Annotated in this window: 23 protein-coding genes and 1 pseudogene; 13 read left to right on the top strand and 11 right to left on the bottom strand. The window is 36.5% G+C overall.

Annotated elements, in window-relative coordinates:
* Positions 1-8 precede the first annotated feature (8 nt).
* The gene (locus tag BLW28_RS09265) at positions 9-674 is read right to left on the bottom strand and encodes a DUF4290 domain-containing protein (protein WP_073218012.1); all 666 of its coding nucleotides are present in this window, start codon (positions 672-674) and stop codon (positions 9-11) included.
* 71 nt (positions 675-745) lie between these two features.
* On the bottom strand, positions 746-1,036 hold the full coding sequence (locus BLW28_RS09260; protein WP_073218014.1) for a DUF493 family protein: 291 nt from the start codon (positions 1,034-1,036) through the stop codon (positions 746-748).
* A 466-nt stretch (positions 1,037-1,502) separates the two neighbouring features.
* Between BLW28_RS09260 and BLW28_RS09255 the strand changes: the two genes are divergently transcribed.
* The 5 genes from BLW28_RS09255 (at position 1,503) to BLW28_RS09235 (ending at position 6,320) form a co-directional block, all read left to right on the top strand.
* Positions 1,503-2,048, top strand: coding sequence for an AAA family ATPase (locus BLW28_RS09255; RefSeq protein ID WP_073218017.1), 546 nt, complete (start codon positions 1,503-1,505; stop codon positions 2,046-2,048).
* A complete protein-coding gene (locus BLW28_RS09250; RefSeq protein ID WP_073218019.1) occupies positions 2,045-3,943 on the top strand; it encodes a RecQ family ATP-dependent DNA helicase in 1,899 nt (632 codons plus the stop codon). The genes BLW28_RS09255 and BLW28_RS09250 overlap by 4 nt, the downstream gene beginning before the upstream one ends.
* 5 nt (positions 3,944-3,948) lie before the next feature.
* Complete coding sequence (gene fmt, locus BLW28_RS09245; protein WP_073218022.1) at positions 3,949-4,899, top strand: methionyl-tRNA formyltransferase; 951 nt, start codon at positions 3,949-3,951, stop codon at positions 4,897-4,899.
* A 180-nt stretch (positions 4,900-5,079) separates the two neighbouring features.
* Positions 5,080-5,352: an HU family DNA-binding protein gene (locus tag BLW28_RS09240; RefSeq protein WP_073218024.1), complete on the top strand. Its 273-nt coding sequence runs from the start codon at positions 5,080-5,082 to the stop codon at positions 5,350-5,352.
* A gap of 407 nt (positions 5,353-5,759) precedes the next feature.
* Entirely contained in the window at positions 5,760-6,320 is a 561-nt protein-coding gene (locus BLW28_RS09235; protein WP_073218027.1) for a YqgE/AlgH family protein, read from the top strand.
* On the opposite strand, the gene BLW28_RS09230 is transcribed toward BLW28_RS09235, so the two are convergent.
* The 4 genes and pseudogenes from BLW28_RS09230 to BLW28_RS15610 form a co-directional block, all read right to left on the bottom strand.
* Positions 6,317-7,162, bottom strand: a complete 846-nt coding sequence (locus BLW28_RS09230; RefSeq protein WP_073218030.1) for an aminotransferase class IV — start codon at positions 7,160-7,162, stop codon at positions 6,317-6,319. The genes BLW28_RS09235 and BLW28_RS09230 overlap by 4 nt on opposite strands.
* A gap of 55 nt (positions 7,163-7,217) precedes the next feature.
* The gene (locus BLW28_RS09225; protein ID WP_073218033.1) at positions 7,218-7,604 is read right to left on the bottom strand and encodes an START-like domain-containing protein; all 387 of its coding nucleotides are present in this window, start codon (positions 7,602-7,604) and stop codon (positions 7,218-7,220) included.
* A gap of 324 nt (positions 7,605-7,928) precedes the next feature.
* On the bottom strand, positions 7,929-8,885 hold the full coding sequence (trxB, locus tag BLW28_RS09220; RefSeq protein ID WP_073218036.1) for a thioredoxin-disulfide reductase: 957 nt from the start codon (positions 8,883-8,885) through the stop codon (positions 7,929-7,931).
* A 237-nt stretch (positions 8,886-9,122) separates the two neighbouring features.
* Positions 9,123-9,218, bottom strand: a pseudogene (locus tag BLW28_RS15610) (NAD-dependent deacylase); the annotation flags it as partial.
* A gap of 589 nt (positions 9,219-9,807) precedes the next feature.
* Here BLW28_RS15610 and BLW28_RS09210 point away from each other — a divergent pair.
* The 4 genes from BLW28_RS09210 (at position 9,808) to BLW28_RS09195 (ending at position 12,992) form a co-directional block, all read left to right on the top strand.
* Positions 9,808-10,422, top strand: coding sequence for a DEAD/DEAH box helicase (locus tag BLW28_RS09210; RefSeq protein WP_073218042.1), 615 nt, complete (start codon positions 9,808-9,810; stop codon positions 10,420-10,422).
* 293 nt (positions 10,423-10,715) lie between these two features.
* Positions 10,716-11,357: a thiamine phosphate synthase gene (locus BLW28_RS09205; RefSeq protein ID WP_073218044.1), complete on the top strand. Its 642-nt coding sequence runs from the start codon at positions 10,716-10,718 to the stop codon at positions 11,355-11,357.
* Between the two features lie 54 nt (positions 11,358-11,411).
* Positions 11,412-11,636, top strand: coding sequence for a hypothetical protein (locus BLW28_RS09200; protein ID WP_073218047.1), 225 nt, complete (start codon positions 11,412-11,414; stop codon positions 11,634-11,636).
* Positions 11,637-11,678: 42 nt separating this feature from the next.
* Positions 11,679-12,992 (top strand): S28 family serine protease, encoded by a 1,314-nt coding sequence (locus tag BLW28_RS09195; RefSeq protein WP_073218050.1) that lies wholly within the window; start codon positions 11,679-11,681, stop codon positions 12,990-12,992.
* Between the two features lie 92 nt (positions 12,993-13,084).
* Here BLW28_RS09195 and BLW28_RS09190 read toward each other — a convergent pair whose 3' ends face one another.
* The gene (locus tag BLW28_RS09190) at positions 13,085-14,869 is read right to left on the bottom strand and encodes an aminopeptidase P family protein (RefSeq protein ID WP_073218053.1); all 1,785 of its coding nucleotides are present in this window, start codon (positions 14,867-14,869) and stop codon (positions 13,085-13,087) included.
* Between the two features lie 792 nt (positions 14,870-15,661).
* On the opposite strand from BLW28_RS09190, the gene BLW28_RS09185 reads away from it, so the two are divergent.
* The 4 genes from BLW28_RS09185 to BLW28_RS09170 all read left to right on the top strand — a co-directional run bounded on the left by BLW28_RS09185 (position 15,662) and on the right by BLW28_RS09170 (position 18,684).
* Positions 15,662-15,988 (top strand): hypothetical protein, encoded by a 327-nt coding sequence (locus tag BLW28_RS09185; protein WP_073218055.1) that lies wholly within the window; start codon positions 15,662-15,664, stop codon positions 15,986-15,988.
* Between the two features lie 101 nt (positions 15,989-16,089).
* A complete protein-coding gene (locus BLW28_RS09180) occupies positions 16,090-16,800 on the top strand; it encodes a DUF4488 domain-containing protein (protein ID WP_073218058.1) in 711 nt (236 codons plus the stop codon).
* A gap of 23 nt (positions 16,801-16,823) precedes the next feature.
* Positions 16,824-18,107 (top strand): DUF2157 domain-containing protein, encoded by a 1,284-nt coding sequence (locus BLW28_RS09175; protein WP_073218062.1) that lies wholly within the window; start codon positions 16,824-16,826, stop codon positions 18,105-18,107.
* The gene (locus tag BLW28_RS09170) at positions 18,100-18,684 is read left to right on the top strand and encodes a GDYXXLXY domain-containing protein (protein WP_073218064.1); all 585 of its coding nucleotides are present in this window, start codon (positions 18,100-18,102) and stop codon (positions 18,682-18,684) included. Before BLW28_RS09175 ends, BLW28_RS09170 begins: the two co-directional genes overlap by 8 nt.
* A 93-nt stretch (positions 18,685-18,777) precedes the next feature.
* On the opposite strand, the gene BLW28_RS09165 is transcribed toward BLW28_RS09170, so the two are convergent.
* The 4 genes from BLW28_RS09165 to BLW28_RS09150 form a co-directional block, all read right to left on the bottom strand.
* Positions 18,778-19,533 carry a carbonic anhydrase family protein gene (locus BLW28_RS09165; protein WP_073218066.1) on the bottom strand — a complete coding sequence of 252 codons (756 nt, stop codon included), beginning with the start codon at positions 19,531-19,533 and terminating at the stop codon, positions 18,778-18,780.
* 99 nt (positions 19,534-19,632) lie between these two features.
* The gene (locus BLW28_RS09160; protein ID WP_073218069.1) at positions 19,633-20,862 is read right to left on the bottom strand and encodes a serine hydrolase domain-containing protein; all 1,230 of its coding nucleotides are present in this window, start codon (positions 20,860-20,862) and stop codon (positions 19,633-19,635) included.
* Between the two features lie 768 nt (positions 20,863-21,630).
* Positions 21,631-23,757, bottom strand: coding sequence for a methylmalonyl-CoA mutase (gene scpA, locus BLW28_RS09155; RefSeq protein ID WP_073218071.1), 2,127 nt, complete (start codon positions 23,755-23,757; stop codon positions 21,631-21,633).
* Positions 23,750-25,132 (bottom strand): methylmalonyl-CoA mutase subunit beta, encoded by a 1,383-nt coding sequence (locus BLW28_RS09150; RefSeq protein WP_073218074.1) that lies wholly within the window; start codon positions 25,130-25,132, stop codon positions 23,750-23,752. Before BLW28_RS09150 ends, scpA begins: the two co-directional genes overlap by 8 nt.
* Positions 25,133-25,134: the final 2 nt, after the last annotated feature.

Below are 25,134 nucleotides of genomic sequence, written 5' to 3'. Positions count from 1 at the left end.
AAATGTCGTTAGTAGCGTTTGCGATTACGATTGCTAGATGATTTGTTGCTTTTCTTTGATGAACTGGTAGCATACCGTTTTTTGCTCTTCAATAAATCTGTGGCATCGCTCAAATCTTCATCAGCATTCATAAGGTTAATTTTCCCACCAGATAATTCAAAAAGATGCTTAAATATTACATCGTCTTCAACCGTATCCTTGTTCCAATTAAGAAAGCTTTTTTTCATATGGTTAGCAATAGTAAGCACTAAGCCATCTTTTTTATCGCCATCTTCCCAACTGTTTGCCACATCGATCATTCGCTTTATGTTATTGCCATAAAAACGATATTTCGGATAGTTTTGTGGATACTTTAATGGTTCAGGACGTTCCATAAGTTCCTCTTTAGAAGGAATTGGAAACGGGGAATCAACATCCAAGTTAAAATCTGAAATTATGAACAATTGATCCCACAGCATGTGCTGAAAATCTGGAACGTCGCGTAAATGAGGGTTTAGATTGCCCATTACCGCGATTATACCTTTAACTGTTTTGTTACGCTCCTGCCTATCTTCTATTCCAACGGCGTAATCCACCATTTTTTGGATGTGGCGACCATATTCAGGAATGTTAAGATGCGGGCGTTCAGTATTGTATTCTAAATTATATTGAAATTGTCCTACTTCGTGTGTCAAAATGTTATAGTTATTCGGGGGATTAAATAATAGGAAAGACAAGAGTTTCTTTCGTCTGCAAAATAATAAAATTATAAGGAAATAACGCCTTCAACGTTAGAAACTTCAATATATTTTTTTACGACTTGTTGTGGAGAATCTAAGGTGACCCTAACGGAAACACTTGTGTAATTTCCCTTGGTAGAGTCCCGTGTAATTATATCGGCTTCTACATCATCAAAAATAGACCGAATTTCGGCAATTTTTTCATTTTCAGCAGGCACAATAAATTTAAATAAATATGGAGAAGGCCACGTGGTGTCTTCTTCTAATTGTTTCTGTAATCGTTCGTAAAACTCTTTTGTTTTTTTGTCCTGTTTCATCAGTCTATAAATATTTGTTTTTTAAAGGACTTGCTTCGACTTTGTTTATAATAAACTACTTCAAAGACTTATAAGTATGAATAGTTTGAAAATGCAATCCACTTTGGATAAAAAAATCGTGGATGTTTCATTAAAGGCATTGACTTTATAGCGACAAATATACACTTTCACCATCAATATTAATTTACTTACTTTGTAGAAATTTCAACACCGTTCAATTATGAACCGATATTTTAACGACCACAAGCATTAAGGCTGGTTGTACATAACTGAAAGAACAGCTTTCAAATCAATATATGCTTCCTATTTTATTTAATCATTTTCAGAAAATATATTGATTTCGTTTTAAGTATTTCAGCGCTAAAATATCAGTGATCATCGACATTGCAAATATCTGTTTTAAGCTTCTTTATAGCTGAAAACTATAATTATTTTAAACCAATTAGAATACGTAAAATTTAAACCATTGCATACAAAACGAATCGTAATCACAGGAGGACCAGGCTCGGGAAAAACAGCATTAATCAAATTTCTTGAACAGGAAGGTCATTTTGTAATGCACGAAATTTCTAGGGATGTTACCCGGGAAGCTCAAGAACAAGGCATTGACCAATTATTTTTAGAACAGCCCCTACTCTTTAGTGAGAAGTTATTAGAAGGCAGATTAAAACAATTTCACCAAGGCGAAGAATGTACTTCTGCCACACTTTTCTACGACCGGGGCATGCCAGACGTTACTGCTTATATGGATTTTGCCGAAATAACTTATCCTGATAGCTTTTCGGCCCCTTGCTTAAAACATAAATACGATGCTATTTTCGTATTGCCGCCTTGGGAAGATATTTACCAACAAGATAACGAACGCTACGAATCGTTTGAGCAGGCCGAAAAAATATTTGACTACCTTAAAAAAGGATATGAAGAATATGGATATCACGTTCATGAAGTGCCTGTTGGGACTATAAAAGACAGGGTGCAATACATCCTCGATAAACTTAAAACCGACTATTGAAACCGATCCGCGACATCCTACTCGAATATTGGGGGTATTCTTCGTTCAGGCCGTTGCAGGAGGATATTATAACCTCGGTGTTAAATGGAAAGGATACTGTCGCGCTACTGCCAACCGGTGGTGGAAAATCGCTCTGTTTTCAATTGCCAGCCTTGGCAATGGATGGCATTTGTATAGTTGTTTCGCCATTGGTAGCCCTAATGAGCGATCAAGTAAATGCTTTAAAAGAACGTGGAATTAAAGCCATAAAAATTACGGGGGGAATTTCATTTAACGACTTGAACGCTACCTTAGACAACGCCCTTTATGGCAATTATAAATTCCTATACCTTTCACCAGAAAGGCTACAGCAAGAAATAGTTCAAAACTACATTCGGCAGATGAAGGTTAATCTAATTGCCGTAGATGAAGCACACTGTATTTCGCAATGGGGAAACGATTTTAGACCTGCGTACAAAAACATAACTATTCTACGCAAATTGCAACCTGTAACTCCTTTTATCGCACTCACAGCTACTGCGACAACAGAGGTTTTGGAAGATACTATCTCAGAATTGCAACTCGAACTTCCTGCTATTTTTAAAAATTCGTTTGTTCGAAAAAATCTTTCCTACCAGGTTTTCGAAGAAGATGATAAATTATACAGAGCCGAACAATTGCTTAAAAACAATCCGGGCTCTGCAATTGTTTATGTACGTAGCAGGAAAAGCTCTGTAGAAATAAGCGATCAACTTAATATTTTAGGAATTTCAGCAACGCATTATCACGGCGGTATTTCGGCAAAGGAAAAATCTGAAAAATTAAAAACGTGGCGCAACGGACAAGTTTCGACGATGGTTGCTACCAATGCGTTTGGCATGGGAATAGATCATCCAGATGTGCGTTTTGTAATTCACCTTCAAATTCCAGAAAGTATTGAAGGTTATTTTCAAGAAGCGGGACGTGCAGGTCGAGATGGAGCGCCAGCGGTAGCGGTTCTTCTTTATAATGAATACGATAAAATCTATGTGCAGAAGCAGTTTGTAGAATCGCTGCCAAATCCATCAGAACTTAAAAAAATATACCGCACGCTAAATAACTATTTCCAAATTCCGTATGGCGAAGGAGAATTCACCAAACACAATTTTAATTTTTCCGAATTTTGCAGCACGTACAGCCTTAATCCTATTTTGGCGTATAACGCATTAAATAGCTTTGACAGGTTAGGAATCATCCAACTTTCACAAGAATTTGGACGAAAATCTGTGTTACAGTTTTTGGTTTCTTCAGAAAAACTGCTGAATTATTTTGAAAGGGATATGGCCACCTCAATAATTGGAAAGACAATTTTGAGGATGTACGGCGGAATTTTTGAAATGCCTACCGCCATAAACCTTGATTTGGTTGTAGCCAAAACTGGACAGTCTATTGAAAAAGTGATTGCCATTCTAAAAAAAATGGAACGTGATCAAGTTTTAGAGTTAACACTACAAACAACCGATGCTACCCTAACTTTTTTATTACCTCGCGAAGATGATAAAACGATAAACGTGGTTTCGCGCGAAGTAACCACATTGAATAATAAGAAAAAAGCTCAGGTTAATTCCATGTTACAGTATATTGAAAATACTGAAACCTGTAGGAGTATGCAATTAGTTTCATATTTTGGCGAAACTACAGCAACCAAGTGTGGAGTTTGTTCGGTTTGTAGACCTAAAACCACAAAGTTGTCTAAAGATGAAGTTAAAGAGGTTGCCAAACAAATTCTTGCGCTATTAGAAGGCAGGGATTTAACTTCTAGAGAAATATCAGAAAGACTTCATTTTTCTGAAGATAACATATTGAAAGTGATCAAGCTTTTAATGGATGCAGGAAGAATAGGAATTACCCCGAAGAATCAGTTTTATTTAAAATAGTAAAAATGTCAAAAGATTTAAGAATCATATTTATGGGAACCCCTGATTTTGCAGTTGGGGTTTTACAACAAATTGTAGACTCAGGAAAGAATATTGTGGGTGTAATTACAGCACCAGACAGACCTGCCGGAAGAGGACGTAAATTAATGGCTTCGGCAGTAAAAGAATACGCACTTTCCCAGAATTTGAAAATATTACAACCAACTAATTTAAAAGACGAAACGTTTTTAAAAGAACTGAAGGGTTTGAATGCCAATCTTCAAGTTGTTGTCGCTTTCAGAATGCTGCCTAAAGTAGTATGGCAAATGCCCGAATACGGCACATTTAATCTCCACGCATCCCTTCTACCACAATATAGAGGTGCAGCACCGATAAATTGGGCTATTATTAATAACGAGGAAAAAACGGGAGTTACTACCTTCTTTATCGATGAAAAAATAGACACAGGATCAATAATTGCAAACAAAGAAGTTGCTATTGAATCTAGAGAAACCGTTGGAAGTCTTCACGACAAATTAATGGGAATAGGAAGCGAACTTGTAATTGAAACATTATCGTTAATAGAAAATGATGCGGTTAACCCAATTCCGCAACCACAAAACGATAGCTTAAAAGAAGCACCGAAACTTACACCAGAGAACACTCGAATTGATTGGTCGCAACCCGGAGCAGCAATCGATGCTTTTATTAGAGGGCTCTCCCCATATCCTGTAGCTTGGACAATTCTTGAAAATAAAGACGAGAATTTAAAGACAAAAATATATTCTGCTCAATTTGAAAAAGACAAACATCAATTGGAGCCCGGAAGCCTTCAGATTTTAAAAAAGGAATTAAAAGTAGCCTGCCAAGACGGATATATTAATTTAAAAGAAATTCAGTTGCCTGGAAAACGCAAAATGGACATTTCTTCACTTTTAAATGGATATACGTTTGATGTAGATGCCAAACTATCGTGAACCCTTGTCAGCATTGATTTGGCTTAAAACCACAATCATTGCGTCAGGTTTATTAACAAATAGCCAAAGTTATTAACAAAATTCTCGATTTAGTGCGTCCTTTCTTGCTTGAACGGATAATCCTTATAAATTTGTAGAGCAATTAATCGAAGTTTAACCAACAATTTAATTAAAAGAATTATGAACAAATCAGATTTAATCGATGCAATGGCAGCTGATGCCGGAATTACTAAAGCTGCTGCTAAGAAAGCATTAGAATCTTTCTTAGGCAACGTTGAAGGATCGCTGAAAAACGGAAATAGAGTATCTCTTGTAGGCTTTGGATCTTGGTCAGTATCAAAAAGAGCCGCTCGTGAAGGGAGAAACCCTCAAACTGGTAAGACTATTAAAATTGCCGCTAAAAATGTGGTAAAATTTAAAGCTGGGTCGGATTTACAAAGCAGCGTAAACTAATTGTAGACAACATTTTACACTGTAAAAATCCTTCTTCAAAAAAAGAGGGATTTTTTTTATATTCACAATAATTTAGATTTGTAATTGTATATCCGCTTTTTGCCATACAAGTAAAAAAGTCTGCGAGTATCTGCGAGATCAGCGGGAACCAAAAATCTGAGAATGCGAAAGATATCCCACAGATTACGGTGATTAACGCAGAATAAAAAAAGTATTTACTATTTGAGACTACATATAAAAGTTGTTATAATGTCACAACTCACAGCATTATGATGTGTTGCGGTCAATCAAGATTTGTAATACTGCTTTTTAAGTTTCATTACTTTTAAAGCAATTTTAATTTCAATTGGTTTAATTTTTGGCAATTAAAAAATTATTACTTAGATTTATTTTACCAAAAATAAACTATGACCATATTAAACCCAGCAAAAGGACTTTTATTGGTTGCCGAACCATCTATTATTGGTGATGTATCTTTTAATCGCTCTGTCGTGCTTTTAGCTGAATACGACAAGAGTGGATCCGTAGGTTTTATCTTAAATAAACCACTTCCATATAAGTTAAAAGACTTTGTACCGGAAATAAGCTCCGATTTACCTGTATATAATGGAGGCCCAGTTGAACAAGACAATCTGTATTTTATCCACTGTATTCCTGAAATAATTCCAGACAGCATAGAAATTTCCGATGGTGTATATTGGGGTGGCGATTTTGGCGCTATTTTAGATTTATTAAAAGATAATAAGCTTAGAAAAGATCAGATTCGATTTTTTCTTGGGTATTCAGGCTGGGAAAGCAATCAATTAGAACAGGAATTGGAAATTAATAGTTGGGTTGTTGCTCCCAATACCTATCACAACAGTATTATTGGCAAAACAGATGTCAATTTCTGGAAAGAAAAAATGCGGGAGTTTGGTGGCGACTATCTACTGTGGTCTAATGCTCCCGAAAATCCAGCACTTAACTAGCTCATCCTACCCTTTAAACTCAGTTTTGGAAGTATCATTTTGGCAAAACTATTTCCAAATTCCTTTTTACGATATTTGGTTATTGGAATAATTCCTGAAATAACATTCGTAACAAAAATCTCATCTGCTTTTTGCAATTCAAATGGCGAAATAGAAGTTTCTTCAAACACAAATTCTGGAATTGTTTTTATAATTTCTATCAATTGCTTTCTTGTTATTCCATTTAAACAACCATCAGAAAGTGGTGGCGTTTTTACGGTATTTCCCTTCAACAAAAATATATTTCCATTAAGCGCTTCTATTACTTGTTTTTTCTCATTTAGCAACAGACAGTTTGCGTACCCGTTTTCCTGTGCATAAATACTACCCAAAATATTCACCAGTCGGTTGGTTGATTTAAGTGTTGAAAGTAAATCGGCAATTACAAAATGATCTTTAAAAAGTTCTACTTCGCAGGAGGTATCTTCTATAGTATAAAACGGATTAGCTAATTTTTCAATGGAAATTGCGTAGTCGATGTCGCGTGTTTGAGGAGTGTACTTTCCTCCTTCCTTACGCCAGACTAAAAGTTTTATTCGAAGTGATTCATTTTTATCTCCTGAAGCATCAATTGTTTTTACAATTTCCGATTCTAGAAATTCCATAGTAAAGTTCATCGGGATTTCCATGCGCAATATTCGCATAGAAGCCATAAGTCTAAAGTAATGGTCTTCCCAGAAAAATATTTTTCCAGCTGTATATCGTAAAGTTTCAAAAACTGCATCGCCATAATTGAGTCCGCGATTACTTAATGTGAGAATTGGAGTTGATTCTTCACATGTATTTCCGTTTAAATTAACCATAAAAAAACCGTCCTTTATTGGGACGGTTCAAAGTTACTATATTTTAGCGCAAATTTTAGGTAGAACCTAGAACTTGCTTAAGGTTTGCAACCATATTTTCCCAAAGCATCTTTCCTTCGTCTACTTCATCGTCTTCGGCATAATCAACAACAATTAATGAAACATCTTTTGTAATTTCATCTACTTGAATACGAAGTTCAAAATAATAATCTTCGCCCTCATCTTCCATCCATCGGAATTTGATTCGCTCGGGACTTTTTTTACTTAAAAGTTTTGCTTTTTCTTCGCTTTCAGCCCAAATAAATGAGAAGTGTTCGTCTCTGGCATTTACATTATCCGCATACCATTCGGAAAGACCTGAAGGTGTTGATATATACTGGTATAACAATGAAGGAGAGACCTGAATAGGAAATTCCATTTCATATTTTATCTTTTTTTCCATAGCAATCTGTTAGATGATGCCCAATATATAGATATTAATTTTAACCTCAAATTATTACCTCATATTTTTTATTCAATACTATCCGACCTTACCGAAAAGGCATTTTGACCACCTCTCACTCCTGAAAGTAATTAAACTTATCCTGCGAATAGACACCTAATTTAGGTTAATTGGGACTCTATTATTTGGTTATTATATTAAATGAATTCTTAGCTGCAACGTATCATTTGGTTAAGGTTGTTGTAAAACCTACAAACTTTATATATCTAAAATTTGCTACTGATTCAATTAGCTAATAATGATCAGGTACCGTTAAGCCGCTTGTTAGTCCTCAGTTTCTAATGTTGCCAAGTAGCGTTCTGCATCCAGGGCTGCCATACAGCCCGTTCCAGCTGCCGTTACCGCTTGACGATATTCATTATCTTGAACATCACCGCTTGCAAAAACTCCTGGCATATTAGTTTTGGTAGACTTTCCTTTGGTGATGATATACCCAGTTTCGTCCATTTCTAGCTGACCTTTAAAAATATCTGTATTTGGTTTATGTCCAATAGCGATGAAAAGTCCAGTAATTTTAATCTCACTTTTTTCACCAGTTTGGTTGTTTACCATTCGTAAACCCTCTACTACTTGATCGCCTAACACTTCGTCTACCTCAGTATTATAAAGAACCTCAAGGTTTTTAGTATTATTTACCCTGTGCTGCATTGCTTTTGACGCTCTCATATAATCTTTACGAACAAGCATTGTAACCTTACTGCAAAGATTCGCTAAATATGTAGCTTCTTCTGCAGCGGTATCACCCGCTCCAACAATTGCCACTTCTTGGCCTTTGTAGAAAAATCCATCACAAACTGCACAGGCTGAAACTCCACCTCCACGAAGCTTTTGCTCGCTAGGTAATCCCAAATATTTAGCAGTTGCACCTGTTGAAATAATAACGGTTTCTGCTTCAATTTGTTTGGCATTATCTACAGTAACTTTATGAATACCCCCAACTTTCTCACTAAACTCCACCGCTGTAACCATACCAATTCTAACTTCAGTTCCAAACCGTTCGGCTTGCTGTTGTAATTGAACCATCATTGTAGGGCCATCAATACCCTCTGGATACCCTGGAAAGTTATCTACTTCGGTTGTAGTAGTTAGCTGGCCACCTGGCTCCATTCCTGTGTACAAAACGGGTTTAAGATCTGCTCTTGCTGCATAAATTGCAGCAGTATATCCGGCAGGGCCAGAACCAATAATCAGACATTTAATTCTCTCTATAGATTCGCTCATAGTATTTTCTTCAAAATTTCACTTAAACCGCAAAAATACTAACTTTTAAAGGAATGAAGATTTAATTTTTATTAAGAAATCGTTATTATGGAAAATGATTTTACAATAAATATAAATTCTGGATATCTAGTCTAATGTAAATCATTATTGATTAAAAAAATTCAATCTATTTTCGGGCAAAATTCGCTGTTTAAACTATAGTACAGCCGTGAGCGGATTTTTAGTTTTATGTCTTTCGAATAAATCAGCGGTCTCCGTTATCTTAATGGCTTTTTCAATTTCCGGTACCTCTTCGCCAAACCAAACGATATGAGGGCGTAATTGGCTGCCATTGTTCTGGAAATTCTTTTTGTAGTTGCTTAATTGTCTTCAATTGACTGTTAACACCTTGAATAGTTGATTCTCTGCAACTGTTCATAGAACCGCTTTTGTCTAATACAAAGTGGTAACGTATTTTCTTGTTTTCATAATAATGTGTGTTTGATTTTTGAACAAATCTATACATCAAAACCGCCAAAATGAATTCTTTGCAATCTTGCAGTTCAAAACGAATAAAGCAATATTTAATAAGATTATAGGTGAACTAACTATTTCGAAAGTCGTTATTTCTAAGAAATCATTAGAAGTATAGCCACCTAGCATCCCTATTAAAAGAGAATAATCTAAATCAATTTCCCGCAGGATAGCGCATTCAATCTTTATCGCTAGTCACCCAATCATTGAATCCGTAATCAAAAATGTTCAACACTATTTAAGTAGGCTCAAACCTGTAACTTATTACAAATAAATTAACATCTTAAAGAATAGCCTTACGGTAATTAAATAAATAACCAATACAACTTGGTACATCTAATTCATTTACACGTGGTATCTTTGCCAAACTAATAAAATATTTACCCGAAGCCTCATCTATTACATACCTATGCCTTTTAAAAAACTACATTCCGATATTAAAGAGAAGTTAGAATCCTTAGAGTTTACAACCCCTACTCCATTTCAAACTCAGAGTATTCCGGTTATAAAAAGTGGCGCAAATGTGTACTGCGTTGCTCCTAAGGGTAGTGGAAAAACAACCACGCTTATTCTTACAACCTTGCAAAAACTTAAGTGTAGAGCAGTCGGAAATGCACCAAGAGCCTTAGTTCTTGTAGAAAATAAGGAAATTGCGATGGAACTGTACGATGCGTTTTTATCGTACACTAAATACACTTCATTGCGTGTGTATGTAGGCTATGAAGAACTCCATAACGATGTTCAAAAGTCGGAAATTGCGATGGGTGTGGATATTCTAATTTCCACCCCAAAATCGATGAATAAGCTATTCTTAACCAATGGTGTAAGCACATCCGACATGAAGATTTTTAGTGTTGACGATGCGGAATTTTTAGTTCAAAAATCAGCATACGCAGCGATTATGTCCATTACTCAAAGCATCAGAAAATGCCAGTATGTTTTATATTCAGAAACAATGCACCCCATGCTAAAACGCTTTGAAGGGCATTTTATGGAGTTTTCGAAGAAGGTGGTAGTTTTTTGAGAGGAAAGAGTTAGGGATTGACGATTTTTGATTAACGATTTCAGGTTGACGAATTTTGAATTTTAATTTGAAAGAAATTAATAATGAATATCAAATAACCAATTAACGATTGACGATTGACGATTGACGATTGACGATTTCAAACTAAATAACCAATAACCCAATAACGAACGACCAAATAACGATTTCAGATTAACGATTTTTGATTTAAAAGAAATGTACGTCCCTGATATAGGTTGTACGTAGGGCTTAAGATAAAATCATTAATGAATCCCGAATAAAACACAAAGACTTTGATACCTAAACTACATTATATATCGCAAGGCAGTTCGCCAAAAGAGCATTTGGAAAACATTCAAAAAGCGTGCACTTCTGGAGCTGAACTAGTGCAACTAAGATTAAATAGTAGTGCTGAAAAAAAGCTTTTGAAGTTTGCTGCTGAAGCAAGAGAAATTACTGCACATTTTCAAACTAGATTGATTATAAACGACAATTATAAAGTAGCAAAAGAAGTAAAAGCCGATGGAGTACATTTAGGAAAAACCGACTCCTGCCCTACCGTTGCGCGCAAGCATTTGTACACTTGGCAATTTATTGGTGGAACAGCAAACACACTCCAAGACTGTCAAGCCTTAATTGAGAAAGAAGTGGATTATATCAGCTTAGGTCCGTTTAGATTTACCGAAACCAAAGACAATCTGCCTCCTGCATTAGGCTTAAACGGCTATGCAGCTATTATTGACGTATTAAATACGGAAACACCAATACTAGGAGTTGGCGGCATTACTACAGACGATGTTGCTGCAATTCTTGAAACTGGAATCTCTGGCCTAGCGGTATCTGGAACAATTACCCGGGATTTTAATACGATTAGAACATTCAATCAATTACTAAAAGCTTCTATAACAGAAGAACAGCGCTATACATTTGAGTAGTCGATAGTTGGGAGACGGTAGACGTATAGTCGAATTGTTATAAAATATATTACTATGAAATTAAACTTATTGTCTTGGGATGCGCAGAGACCAGACAGAAGAGCGATAACCAATTGTATTGTAACGATTTCATTAGGCGTTAATGAATCTTTATCAAACGAACTTACTGATATTCTCCTAGAAGGAGACGCAGTGGAAATTGAGATAGACGGCAAAGACACCGCCTCTGCTTTAAGAGCATTGAGAAAGTTAGATATTGATTACGAAATTATTGAATAACTATTAGCCTTCAGTTTGTAAGATTTTTAAATTGGATAAATTATGAAATCAATCCGTTACTATTATTTATTGCTTTCGCTACTCCTAGTTGTAGGGTGTAAAAGCGCGTCAGTTGTTGTAATACCTACAACAGAAGTTTCCAACTTTCAGAAATTGGCAGCTATTGAAAATATTGTCAGTATTGAGAAAAGAGCTGTTGTAAGTCATTTTGATGAAAACTATGAGCTTTGGTTCGAACAGCCTATCGACTATAACGACTTGTCAAAAGGGACATTTAGACAACGTGTGTTTCTAGGTTTTGAAAACCCTACACAACCTGTAATTGTTGAGCTTAACGGATATGGCCTTGGTTCTGAAAAAGCAGGGGAATTAGCCAATCATTACAATGCCAATCAACTATCTATTGAGCATCGTTATTTCAATAACTCACGCCCCGAAGAAATAGACTGGAATACGCTTACCTTAGAAAACGCCGCTAAAGATCAGGCTACTATTATCAATGCGATACGAAATGCCCTGTATCCAAATTCCAAATTTATTTCTACTGGAATTTCTAAAGGTTGCCAAACAGTTATGGTGCATCGCCTTTACTTTCCAGAAAATGTTGATGGTTGTGTTTGCTATGTGGGCCCTTTAAATTTCGCTAGAGAGGACGATAGAATATTTGAGTTTTTAAAGAATGTGGGGACGGCTGAAGAAAGAGAAAAAATTAGAAGCTTCCAAGAATTAAGCTTTGAAAACAAAGCAGCTTTATTAGAAATATTGAAGAATAAAGCCACAGAAAAAGGAATGTCTTGGGAGTTTGGAATAGAGAAAGCGCTCGAATATTCCATACTTGAATATCCTTTTGCCTACTGGCAATGGGGTACAAAACCAAATTCTATTCCGATGGCATCAGCTTCAACAGAAGATATTTACAAGCATTTATTTGAAGTTGTAGGTTATGGTTTTTTTGAAGCGAATTCCGTAGAAAACCTTCAACCGTATTTTTGGGCGGCTTTAACAGAACAAGGAATTTACGGCTACGAAACAATGCCCTTTAAAAAATATCTGAATACTGATAAAATATACACTTTTGATTGGGCTTTCCCAGAAGGAATAACGAAAGCATTCGATTCAAAATCTATGCTACGTATTAAATCCTTCCTAGATTCCGAAGCAGAAAAAATGCTTTTCATTTATGGTGAATACGATGCCTGGAGTGCAACAGCTGTCGAGTTAGTGAACAATGCTTATAAACGACAACTGTACAAATTCACTAAACCTAAAGGAGATCATAGAACCCGAATCAAAAGCTTTAATCCTGACAAAAAGAAAGAGATTTATAGCATAATTGATGGTTGGCTTGAAGAATAAGTGGCAGTTGGCATTGGCAGTTGGCAGCAGTATTCAGTGTTCAGCACCTATAAAAACAGTTTTGTTTATAGTTTATGAACGATGATAAGCGCTTACAACTCATTACACATTCCTTTAAGCCATTCTTTTTCGTCAGTATTCAGCATTGGGGATAGTTGGTCGTAAACCATTTTATGGTAAGAATTAAACCAAGCTGTTTCTGAAACAGTTAATAAAGATTTATCAATAAGCTGTCTATCTATCGGAAACAGTGTGAGTGGCGTAAAACCTAAAAACTCCCCAAACTCTGTTACTTGTTTAACCTGAGAAAGCACTATGTTTTCAATGCGAATTCCATAAACTCCTTTTTTATAACATCCCGGTTCAATAGTTGTCAATTGATTTGGCGCATGTGCTGTGCTCCCACTACTCGTGGCAGGATTAGTTGTAAAGCCTTGTGGCGGTTCGTGCACCATTCCAAAACTACCAATTCCATGCCCTGTTCCGTGTGGATAATTTAAACCTTGTTGCCATAGATGAAATCTCGCAAATGCATCTATTTGCATGCCCACAGTGCCTTTCGGAAATTGCAATTGCTCCAGCATTATATATCCTTTTAAAACAGCAGAATAAGCCGTTTTTAATTCGGTTGAAGGAGTTCCGCCTAACCAGACAGTACGCGTAATATCGGTGGTACCATCTTTATACTGTGCACCGCTATCTACTAATAATATGTTCTCGTTTTTAACCATTGCCGACCCCTTTTCAGGTGCGGTATAGTGAATGATAGCACCATTGCCTTTATAGCCAACAATCGCCGCAAAAGATTCACCTACATAATAATCTTGTTGCTTTCTAAAACTCTCTAATTTCTTCCCAATTTCAAATTCCGAGATTTCTCGTGTGGCAAGCTCGCTTTCCAACCATATAAAAAACTTGGTAAGTGCCACGCCATCCTTTACCATACAGTTTTTGGCACCTGCAATCTCTGTTTCATTTTTAATAGCTTTTAATTCTTTTGCTATTGAATTCTGAAATAAAAACTTGCTTTCCACTGCGTTAAAAACCGCATAATTTAGGGAGGATACATCAGTGATGATCTTTTTATTGACGTCTAACTTCTGCAATTCCGCAATTGCTAATTTGTAGTCAATTATTTCAATATGCAATTTTGAAAATGTATCAATCGCAGTTGTTGAAAACCTACTTTTATCGCAAAACAAACGAGTGTTATCAGGTCCTACGAGCGCATAAGCCGTAACTAACGGCGTGTAGTCAACATCTCGTGAACGGATATTAAACAACCAGGCGATTTCATCTAAACTTGAAAATAAATAATAGTCGGCTTTCGAGTTTGTTATTTTATCTTGAACCTTTTGAATCTTAGAAGCCGTTGATTCTCCACTGAATTCTAATGGATGAATATCTATTGGAAAACTAGGCAAAGCAGGCCTATCGGTCCAAATTTCGTCTACTAAACTTGGAATATTTTTAAGCTCTATATTCTTAGGCCTTGACCGCTCAATGATATAATCCATTTGGGCTTTGGAAAACTGTAGAAAATCTAGTCCGATTACAGCGCCTTCGTCTAAACTATCGCACAACCATTGAACGTGTTCTGGCGCGTGTGGAATGGATTGTTTGTGTAAGTTGATGTCATACTCCTTACATTCGTCTTCGAATTGTAAAAAATAACGGGAATCTGTCCATAGCGCTGCTTCATCTTTGTTTAAAACTAGCACTCCAGCTGAGCCCGTAAATCCTGAAAAGTATTCTCTTATTTTCCAATGCTTTGCTACATATTCAGATTGATGGGGATCTGTTGAAGGGATTATAACTGCATCTAAATTAAACTTAGTCATTTCATGACGCAGTTTTTCTAGTCTAATGTTGATCATAGCTAATTTTAGGTTTATGAGGGATGCTTAATTGAGGCATAAAACTAACAATAACCAATGGATTATAGACTTCAAATTAGAATAAACAAATGGTTTTAAAGTAGGATTATAGTTGATTTCAGAATGCGTTTAAAACTTTAGCCATTCGGCCTTAGATAATGAATTAGTTGTCGCTATCTTTATTGTTTTAAGGGAACTAATTTTTCCATAGCAGATGATGATTTTGAACCTATCTGTTTATAAGGAAAATACTGGGAGTTTATAAAAGATGATATTCTGGAGGTCATTAAAAATTACAGAGATAAAAACTCTAAGGTCTAGCTTTTTATTTACCCTTCTGCTAATTATTTGATTGGCAAGGTATCTCCCAATCCAATCTCTTATGCTTTCTTTAACCAAAAGAATCCCCAAACCTTTCTATTTTTGAAAATCCAAGCAATCTGAAAGCGGATGAAACAACTTTTCACGGGGTTATTGATGTTTTACTCCATTCATTCGTTTTCTCAGAAAGAAATGCTGCAAGACTCTATCGCAGTGAAGGATTCAATTTTTAAGAAAGAAACTTCAACTATTTTCCGCTCCATATTAAACCTGATAATCTTGTCAATACGCGCCCCTCAGATACAGTAGGTTGAGTATTCGACGAAGTAAACACCCTAGACGAAGTGTTTATCAAATCAAAATCAGGGTTCAATGCGGTTTCCTTGAGAATTCTTAAAAAAGAAATCAAACCACTCACTACGAACGGAACGAAGACTATACACAGCAGGCGACTTTAAACCCATTCACCTCTTGTCACTCTTAGGAGGCTCCTTGGCGGTAGATCCTATTATAAATGCTATTAGCGGAAAAACAAAAAGATTGAAACGATACATTGAAATTGAGAAAAAGGAAAGTAATTTGATTTTTCTAGAAGACCATTTTATGGAATTTATGGTTGAGAATCTCAATGTTGAAAAACAATTAATCGGTAGGTTTTTAAATTATTTAGTTGAAAATCAAGAATTGAAAGGTTTGATAAATAGGAAGGATTTTGGAGAATTACACTTTTTAATCGGTGATGAATGGTATAAGTTCAAAACGCTTCAAAATGAACCAGCTTTAAAAACTGATGAATAGGAAATTCATTTCTACACTCTCCTAAAACGATTTAGCTCCATTTAAGAAATAAACTGTAATTTAGGTCGACGAAATACTTCAATCTCACGCATACGAATATTATGAACAAAACAATCATTTTCCTTATTTGCAGCTTCTTATCTTTTGGAATTCATGCCCAAAGCATTATTGGCGCTTGGGAACATTATCACACATCTGCAGAAAATGAAAACCTGAGAAGCGTGTTTATTGTTTCTGATAAATATCAAGTTCTAACCACCTATAATGCCGATTCAGGTGCGTTCATTGCCACTAAAGGCGGCAGTTGGGTTATGGAAGGTGATTCGATAACCGAGACGGTAGAATTTGATTCCAAAAACCCTGAAACTGTTGGAAGTGAATTGAGCTATAAAGTTTTCTTAAACGACTCTACACTTAAAATAGCAGAAGGTGATATAAAAATGAAACGAATCGACGACGGCACTCCGGGAGCATTGCACGGCGCTTGGTTAATGTCTGGCAGAACCGTTGATGCGAAAAAACAAGTAAGAGATACTGACACGCCAAGAAAAACGATGAAGATTCTTTCTGGCACCCGTTTTCAATGGATTGCTTACAATACCGAGACGAAACAATTTATGGCTACAGGAGGTGGTTCTTACACAACTGAAAATGGGACTTATACCGAAAATATAGAATTTTTCTCTAAAGACAATACTAAAGTAGGACTTCAACTTAAGTTTGACTATAAGCTGAATAACAGCGATTGGCTTCATTCTGGATTCTCAACTAAAGGAAATCCCATTGATGAGGTTTGGAGTAAAAGGAAATAACTCTCAAATAACAAAACTACTTAATGAGCATAGACAAGGATCTTCCTGATTTAATCAAAGCTGGAATTATAACTGAGGAAACGGGAAGCCGGATTCAGGAATACTACAAGGCCAAAAGTAACTCGTCTCCCAACCGACTGTTTGTAGCTTTTGGTATTCTGGGATCATTGTTGGTTGGTCTAGGAATAATACTGATAATCGCCCACAATTGGGATGACCTTTCCAGAGCCACTAAAACCTTTATCGCATTCTTGCCTTTGGTCGCTGCACAACTGATATGTGCTTATGTACTTTTAAAGAAATCAGGGAATTCTATCTGGATAGAAAGCACAACCACATTTCTTTTCTTTGCGGTGGGCGCGTGTATTTCGTTGGTATCACAAATATATCATATCCCTGGCAACCTAGGTCCTTTTCTCCTGATCTGGATGGTGCTTTGTCTGCCTTTAATCTATGTAATGAAGTCGTCAATGGCGACACTCCTTTATATAGTCGGGATTACTTATTATGCCGTCGAAAGCAGTTATTTTTCATATCCTTCAAGTTCAAGTTACCTATATTGGGTATTGTTAATAGCCGTTTTTCCACAGTATTACCTCCTAATTCGCAGTAACCCAAAAAGCAATTTCTTAACTGTTGAGAATTGGCTAATTCCGTTATCGATAACTACTGTCCTCGGAACCTTAGCTTCTAATGCAGAGGAATTTATGTTTGTCGCTTACTTCAGCCTTTTCGGTCTGTTTTACATCATAGGAAACAATACATTCTTTAAGGACAAGAGTTTAAGAAACAATTCCTATAAAGTTATTGGAACACTCGGCACCTTGATTCTTTTGTTCGTCACAAGTTTTGACGGGTTTTGGAATGATTTAAGAACTGAATATTACAGCTATGAAAGCTTGTTAACAGCAAACGAACTATGGGTCTCAATAGGAATTTCAATTGTAGCACTGGTATATTTCTACAAACAGCAAAAAGATAAACCGATGCGACAACTTCCCCCCTTATCCCCTATTTTCTTGTTGTTTATAGTCATCTTTTGCATTGGCTACTTTTCAAGTATTGCTGTGGTTTTAATAAACCTAATCATTTTGACAATTAGCATTTTAACTATCGTAGACGGGGCAAAACGAGAGCATCTTGGCGTATTGAATTTCGGACTTGCCATAATTACAATTTGGATAATAATCCGCTTTCTCAACACCGACTTGAGTTTTGTTATTCGCGGACTTTTACTAATGGCAATTGGCATTGGGTTTTTCAGTGCCAATTACGGGATGCTTAAAAAAAGAAGGAGAAATGAATAGCAAGAAGATAGTATTGACAGCGTTTATTCTGGTAGCCATCGTTCAGTTGGCTATTCCCGGAAAGATAATTTGGGATAGGGAAACAATTCTCGAAACAGGAAAGGAATTTAAATTTGAAACTGCTCCCGTTGACCCTTCCGATCCCTTCCGGGGAAATTATATTGTACTTGATTATAAAGAAAACAGCTTTAATGTTGAGTCCACTAAAGAATGGATTGACGGCGGAAAAGTTTACGTAATCCTAGAAACCGATACTAACGGATTTGCCAAAATAAGCTCCATTTCCCGCAAAAAACCTACAAACGACTTAGATTTTGTTAAAGCGAAAGTAGATTATGTAATTGACAGCAAATTTAAAAAACTATTTATTTCCTATCCTTTTACTCGGTTCTATATGGAAGAATCTAAAGCCTATCCTGCAGAACAAGCCTATGTAAAATCGCAAGTGGATTCGACTAAAACAACTTATGCCTTGGTTAGCATCAAAAATGGTGACGCTGTTTTAAAAGATGTTTTGATAGATGGGATACCAATTCGCGACGTTGTGGAAAGAACCCAAGCTAAAAATCAGCAATAAATAACAAAATAGCCGTTTCAGGTTTTGAAACGGCTACTATAAATAAAACAGAACAAGTTTTCTATAAATGTCGGCTGTTTTTTATTTGAGACTTTATTCTAACCACTCAACCTTTCCAGTTTCAAGACTATAAACGGCGCCTACTATTTTAATCTCGCCATTATCTTCCATTTCTTTTAGAATTGGGCTGTCCTTTCTAATTTTGGCTATAGTGTTTTCCACATTGCTTTCGCACGCCATAGCTACAAATTCTGAATTAGAAGAAGTTCTGTCACCTTTATATTCAACCATTGCTACAGCTGGTTTAATTTTTTGAAGCATTGGAGTAATGTTTCCTAATTTAACATCGTCTACCGCTGCATTGATAGCGCCACAATTGTTGTGACCCAAAACAAGAATTAACTTTGAACCTGATACTTTGCAGGCAAACTCCATACTGCCAAGCATGTCTTCATTTACAAAATTTCCAGCCACTCTCGCTACAAAAAGGTCGCCTATACCTTTATCGAATACGTTTTCTACTGGTATTCTACTGTCTAGGCAAGATAATATAACTGCTTCTGGAAACTGTCCCGTGGCACTGTTGGTTACTTGTTCTGAATAGTTTCTTGAAGTAAGGTTATTTTTCATAAACCGAGCATTTCCGTCGATTAATGATTTCATTACATCATCTGGCGACATAGCATCTTGTTCCTTTTTAGTAATTACATTTCCTATTAATACTTCTGTTGGAGCTTCGGGAGAAACGGTTAATTCTGCTACAGTATTTTCTGAAGCTGTGCCTTGCTTACAACTTGTAAATGCTAATAAAGCTAAAGCCATTGCTGAAATTTTGAGTGTGTTGTTCATAATAGTTGATTTTAAAGGTTAGAATTTATTATAGTTATTGGTGAAATTTTTCACTAAGTATTCTTTTCAATTTGAAATAATAAATTCCTTTAGAACCCACTATTCTTGATATTTTTTTGTAGCCGCTTGACAAGCATCCCGAACACCAAAAGCTAGCTCAAAGAAACTTTGATCATTTTCATTTGAAGGATCAACTCTTATAAAGTTTGCCGTTGCCAAAACTGTTATTCCCGTATCTGGATTATAGCGCAACGTAGAAATGTAGCTCAAATGTGCACCGTCGTGACCGTAGCCAAGCCCTGCATTAAAAGTTAATCCCAATCCGTAAACACCGTGCGCCTCATCAGCTATTTGCATCTCTTTCATCAACGCCACGTTTTCAGAATTTACGCCTGCATTTCCAGTTAAAAGCTTCTCCATCCATTTAGCGATATCGTTGGGAGTAGAAACAATGTTCCCTTCTGTTACGTGGATTGACATATTATCTAGCGAAGTTTCTATAGTTGTTTCTCCTTCAACGTACAAATGTGAATTTATGTAAGGAATTCTCATTTCCAAATCGCTTCCTTCCCACACACTATATGTTTTAGTTAGGTTTAATGGTGTAATAAAAGTTTCGGTTATATACTGACTGTACGTTTTACCTGAAACGATTTCAATAATTTTTCCTAATATATTATACCCTGTATTGGAGTAATTAAAACTTGTATTAGGCATAGCTGTGCTCAATTCGTGTTCTGCATTTATACCCACTAATTCATCAAAAGTAAACGTGTGTACATTGTTCTGACTGCGAACATAATCTCCATACCTAGTCCCTGCGTAAGGGGCATTAACCGTTTCGGGGATTTCATTATTGGTAACATCAAAAACACCCCCACGATGTTGCAATAATTGCTTTATGGTAATTTGATTGCGGTACGGAACATCATAAGCTGGATTGTCTGTAATATATTTCCCAATTGTATCTTCAATACTTAACAACCCATCTTGTTTCAGCCTCATAATTGCTGCTGCGGTAAATGTTTTGGTAATGCTGGCAACCCTAAAATAGGAGTCTGGAGTTGGCTTAGGTGTAATATTACTCGATGTAATAAAGCTGCCCGATGGTCCATTGATATAGAGCATTATACCCGACTTGTCTATATTCCACTTGGCATCAAAGGTATTGTAAATACTGTCTGCCACACCTTGCAATGATAATTGTACATTATTCTCCTCTTCACTAACATTACTTTTTTCACACGAAATAAAAGTCGTACTACAACTAACAACAATAAAGAATAAGGCTGTTTTAATATTCATAATATGAAGTTTACTTGGTTTCATTAACTATTGAATTTTATTTATTTATATAATTAAGATTAGATGTTCTGTTGTAAGAAATGTTTATGACGCCATTCATCTTTTAAAGAATTTAAGATTAATTTTTTTTAGTTGATTAGTCCTGAAACAACTCTTACATTCCGCTTTCATTTTTCAAGAAATATTTGTCAAATATATTAATAAAAAACGTTATTTATTCAATTTAAATTATGTTTTTCAAAAAATAAAGTTATTTTTATTGAGGTATTAATGTTTTTTAACCCAAAAATGTACGTAGGTCTACGTATTTTGTAATTTGTTCATTTTATCGAAGAAAAAAAGGGTTTGAAAATTTAATGAAGAATAATACAACACTTTAACCACCTGTTTGTCAACACAATGAATTAAATGTTACTAACTACCTTATTAAAAGTTGGTAGCTTCTATCAATGTTTTTCAAAATTGAAACTAAAAGTAGTAAAATGTGCTATTTATTTGGAGAAATAATATTGAAAATGGATTAACGAAGGTTTTTTATGAATCAAATAGTATGAGTTATAAGAAAATGGAATGTTAAAACAGACTACATTTCATCAAAACAAATAGCTTTAATTTGCTATAAAAGCTGCTAGAATTTAGTTCAAGACGTTGATCGTAAAAAAAACAGGACTGAAGCCGATAGTAATTATATCTTAGAGCGACAAAGTATTCACAACAAAAGTATTAGACCTCACAGGTTTTTGAAACCGGTGAGGTCTAATCTATTTTAAAGTACTGATTGTTAACCCTTACTCACTCTACTCCCCCTATCAAAACTCCCAACATCTCGATAGCGGCATCGCTGATGCGGGTGCCAGGGCCATAGACTCCTACTGCGCCAGCGTCAAAAAGATATTGGTAATCTTGATGTGGGATTACACCACCAACGATGACCATAATATCCTCACGGCCGTAGCTTTTCAGGGCTTCGATTACTTGTGGCACTAACGTTTTGTGTCCAGCAGCTAGCGAAGAAACACCAAGAATATGTACGTCGTTTTCAACAGCTTGTTTCGCTGCTTCTTGCGGGGTTTGGAATAACGGGCCTATGTCAACGTCAAATCCTAAATCGGCATATCCTGTGGAAACTACTTTGGCTCCGCGGTCGTGACCGTCCTGCCCCATTTTGGCAATCATAATACGCGGACGGCGGCCTTCGATCTCTGCAAACTTGTCTGCTAATTTTCGAGCTTCTTCAAATGATGTATCTTTCTCCATTTCTTTACTATAAACGCCACTTATCGATCTAATTTCGGCTTTATACCTTCCAAAAACCTCTTCCATAGCATCGGAAATCTCTCCAAGGGTAGCTCTGTGACGTGCTGCTTCTACGGCCAAAGCCAATAAGTTTCCTTCGCCTGTCTTGGCGCAGTGGGTAATCGCTGTAAGGGCTTGTTTTACTTTATCAGAATTGCGTTCAGATTTAATTTTGCTGAGTCGCTCAAGTTGAGAAACTCTCACCTTTGCATTATCTACGTCCAGAATTTGTAATGGATCTTCTTTTGCAAGGCGATATTTGTTAACGCCGACAATTATATCTTGATTACTGTCTATACGCGCCTGCTTTCTCGCTGAAGCCTCTTCTATGCGCAGTTTAGGGATTCCAGCTTCAATTGCCTTTGTCATTCCTCCTAGCTCCTCTACTTCTTCTATTAGCGCCCAAGCCTTTTTAGCAATTTCGTCTGTTAAGCTTTCTACATAATAACTACCAGCCCAAGGATCGACCGTTTTAGTGATTTGGGTTTCGGTTTGAAGAAAAATCTGCGTGTTTCGTGCAATTCGTGCAGAGAAATCTGTTGGTAGAGCAATGGCTTCATCTAAAGCGTTTGTATGTAACGACTGTGTGCCTCCAAAAACTGCGGCTGCCGCTTCAATAGTAGTTCGCGCCACGTTGTTAAAAGGATCTTGCTCTGTTAAGCTCCATCCACTGGTCTGGCAGTGGGTACGTAGCGCAAGTGATTTTTCATTTTTAGGGTTAAATTGCTTTACAATTCGTGCCCACAGCATTCGGGCTGCTCGCATTTTAGCAATTTCAGTGAAATGATTCATCCCAATTCCCCAGAAAAAGGAGAGTCGGGGTGCAAAAACGTCAATGTCCATTCCTGCATTAATTCCCGTCCGGATGTACTCCAAACCATCTGCTAATGTGTACGCAAGTTCAATTTCGGCCGTCGCCCCAGCTTCTTGCATATGATATCCTGAAATGGAAATGCTATTAAACTTGGGCATATTCTTGGAAGTGAACTTAAAAATATCACTCACTATTTTCATTGAAGGCGTAGGCGGATAAATGTATGTGTTCCGAACCATAAACTCCTTAAGGATATCGTTTTGGATAGTCCCAGCTAAATCTTTAGGTGAAACACCTTGCTCTTCAGCAGCCACAATATAAAACGCCATAATAGGAAGAACAGCGCCATTCATTGTCATTGAAACGCTCATTTTGTCCAACGGAATTTGATCGAAAAGAATTTTCATATCCTCAACGCTGTCTATTGCCACTCCTGCTTTTCCTACATCGCCAACTACCCTTTCGTGGTCGCTGTCGTATCCACGATGTGTAGCAAGGTCAAAAGCCACCGAAAGTCCTTTCTGGCCAGCAGCAAGGTTTCTTCTGTAAAAAGCATTACTGTCTTCGGCCGTTGAAAAACCAGCATATTGACGAATCGTCCAAGGTCGGCGGACGTACATTGTAGAATACGGTCCGCGTAGGTGTGGCGCTATTCCAGCTACAAAGTTTAGGTGTTTGAGGTTTTCAATATCTTCTTTTGCGAAGGTTTTCTTAGCATCGGTCGTTTCAGAATTCGTTGATGCTTCAGACGCCAGCCTTCTGTCATCAGACCCTTTCAAGCTAATATGTTGTAAATCTTTTCTACTCATTGCTAATTCTTTCCTGTTCAACTTCTTCCGCCAAGCGTTTTTCAATGATTGGAGCTATTAATGTTTTAACGGGATTCCGTTTTACGAAAGGAAACAGCTCCAGGTTATCTTTCATTCTATCATTTTTATTAGGGTGGTAATTGGTTCCTAATAATTTAAGTTCACCTTTATCAAAAAGTTGTTGTTCCTTTTCGGCGCTTTCTTTTATTTTTTTCTGAATAGTTCCTTCTTTCAGTTGTTTTAAAAATCCACCGCTTTTTTCTATTTCTTTAAAAATATCGAGTGCTTTTGTGGCCAATTCGTCTGTCAAACTTTCCACGTAATAGTTACCGTCGGATGGATTTGAAACAGTGTCGAAATAACTTTCATGTTTTAAAATCAACAGTTGGTTGCGCGAAATACGTTGACCGAATTCATTGCTTTTATGATAAAGCGAATCATAAGGTAAATTGTAAATAGTGTCTGCACCCCCAAGAACGGCACTCATACATTCTGTGGTTGTGCGGAGCATATTTACGTTGTAATCGTATAAGGTTTTGTTACGTTTGGAAGGAAATACCAGAATATGACAGGTCTCCTTAACGCCATACTCTTTTGCCAATACGGCATATAGTTTACGAAGGGCGCGGATTTTAGCTATTTCAAAAAAGTAATTTGAGCCAATTGAAAGTTTGAAAGTCATACTTAACCCTTGCCTCTTGGCTCCGAGCGGAGACGAGGAAACGTGATTTAAATATTCGTTTGCGTGTGCTAAGGCATACGCCAGTTGTTGCACTATATTCGCACCTGCATTTTGATAGGTCGATACGTCAACACTTAGAATGTTGGCCGAACTGTTTTTTATAAGAATAGTATCGAGCACTTGATGATCTTCCTTCGCGTTTGCATACCAGTTCCCTGTTTTTGAGAGATTTCCGATTAAATCAATATTGTAATAAACGTTCGCTTTGTGCTTAGAAAGAAAGGTTATTAATGTATTGAGAAATGTTTCAGACAAAAACCTAAATTCAAAATAAATTGTTGCTTTTTCAAATGGGAAGCTGCTGAATACAACTTCAATATCAAATTCTTTAGTAGCTCTAAAAACAATAGACTCAGCACCGCGATTTATGGCGTCTAAGGCTATATTATTTGCTATGAAAACATCGTCTATAAAGACTTCTTGAGCGACTCTCCACGATTTTGGTTGTCCAGGAATAGGCTGAAAGCTTTCAGAAAAATCATCTTGATGATAAAATGGTTTTACATTTACGCCTTCGAGGCTTTGCCAAATAAGCGTATCGTTATAATCAGCACCTTTTAGGTCGTACTGTATTTTTTGCTTCCACTCTTTGGCAGAAACTTCTTTAAATTCTTTGAACAAAAATTCACTCATTT

The organism is Aequorivita viscosa (genome assembly GCF_900106795.1).
Classification (GTDB): Bacteria; Bacteroidota; Bacteroidia; order Flavobacteriales; family Flavobacteriaceae; genus Aequorivita; species Aequorivita viscosa.
This window is presented reverse-complemented; position numbering and strand designations above follow the sequence as displayed.

Bases quoted from the DNA above. Each gene is read 5' to 3' on its own strand.
- BLW28_RS09200 (WP_073218047.1), top strand. From the start codon at position 11,412: ATGAAATTAAACTTATTGTCTTGGGATGCGCAGAGACCAGACAGAAGA.
- BLW28_RS09160 (WP_073218069.1), bottom strand. From the start codon at position 20,862: ATGAAACCAAGTAAACTTCATATTATGAATATTAAAACAGCCTTATTC.
- scpA (WP_073218071.1), bottom strand. From the start codon at position 23,757: ATGAGTAGAAAAGATTTACAACATATTAGCTTGAAAGGGTCTGATGAC.
- fmt (WP_073218022.1), top strand. From the start codon at position 3,949: ATGTCAAAAGATTTAAGAATCATATTTATGGGAACCCCTGATTTTGCA.
- BLW28_RS09195 (WP_073218050.1), top strand. From the start codon at position 11,679: ATGAAATCAATCCGTTACTATTATTTATTGCTTTCGCTACTCCTAGTT.
- BLW28_RS09170 (WP_073218064.1), top strand. From the start codon at position 18,100: ATGAATAGCAAGAAGATAGTATTGACAGCGTTTATTCTGGTAGCCATC.
- BLW28_RS09210 (WP_073218042.1), top strand. From the start codon at position 9,808: ATGCCTTTTAAAAAACTACATTCCGATATTAAAGAGAAGTTAGAATCC.
- BLW28_RS09190 (WP_073218053.1), bottom strand. From the start codon at position 14,869: ATGATCAACATTAGACTAGAAAAACTGCGTCATGAAATGACTAAGTTT.
- BLW28_RS09260 (WP_073218014.1), bottom strand. From the start codon at position 1,036: ATGAAACAGGACAAAAAAACAAAAGAGTTTTACGAACGATTACAGAAA.
- BLW28_RS09165 (WP_073218066.1), bottom strand. From the start codon at position 19,533: ATGAACAACACACTCAAAATTTCAGCAATGGCTTTAGCTTTATTAGCA.
- BLW28_RS09240 (WP_073218024.1), top strand. From the start codon at position 5,080: ATGAACAAATCAGATTTAATCGATGCAATGGCAGCTGATGCCGGAATT.
- trxB (WP_073218036.1), bottom strand. From the start codon at position 8,885: ATGAGCGAATCTATAGAGAGAATTAAATGTCTGATTATTGGTTCTGGC.
- BLW28_RS09175 (WP_073218062.1), top strand. From the start codon at position 16,824: ATGAGCATAGACAAGGATCTTCCTGATTTAATCAAAGCTGGAATTATA.
- BLW28_RS09230 (WP_073218030.1), bottom strand. From the start codon at position 7,162: ATGGTTAATTTAAACGGAAATACATGTGAAGAATCAACTCCAATTCTC.
- BLW28_RS09235 (WP_073218027.1), top strand. From the start codon at position 5,760: ATGACCATATTAAACCCAGCAAAAGGACTTTTATTGGTTGCCGAACCA.
- BLW28_RS09150 (WP_073218074.1), bottom strand. From the start codon at position 25,132: ATGAGTGAATTTTTGTTCAAAGAATTTAAAGAAGTTTCTGCCAAAGAG.
- BLW28_RS09180 (WP_073218058.1), top strand. From the start codon at position 16,090: ATGAACAAAACAATCATTTTCCTTATTTGCAGCTTCTTATCTTTTGGA.
- BLW28_RS09225 (WP_073218033.1), bottom strand. From the start codon at position 7,604: ATGGAAAAAAAGATAAAATATGAAATGGAATTTCCTATTCAGGTCTCT.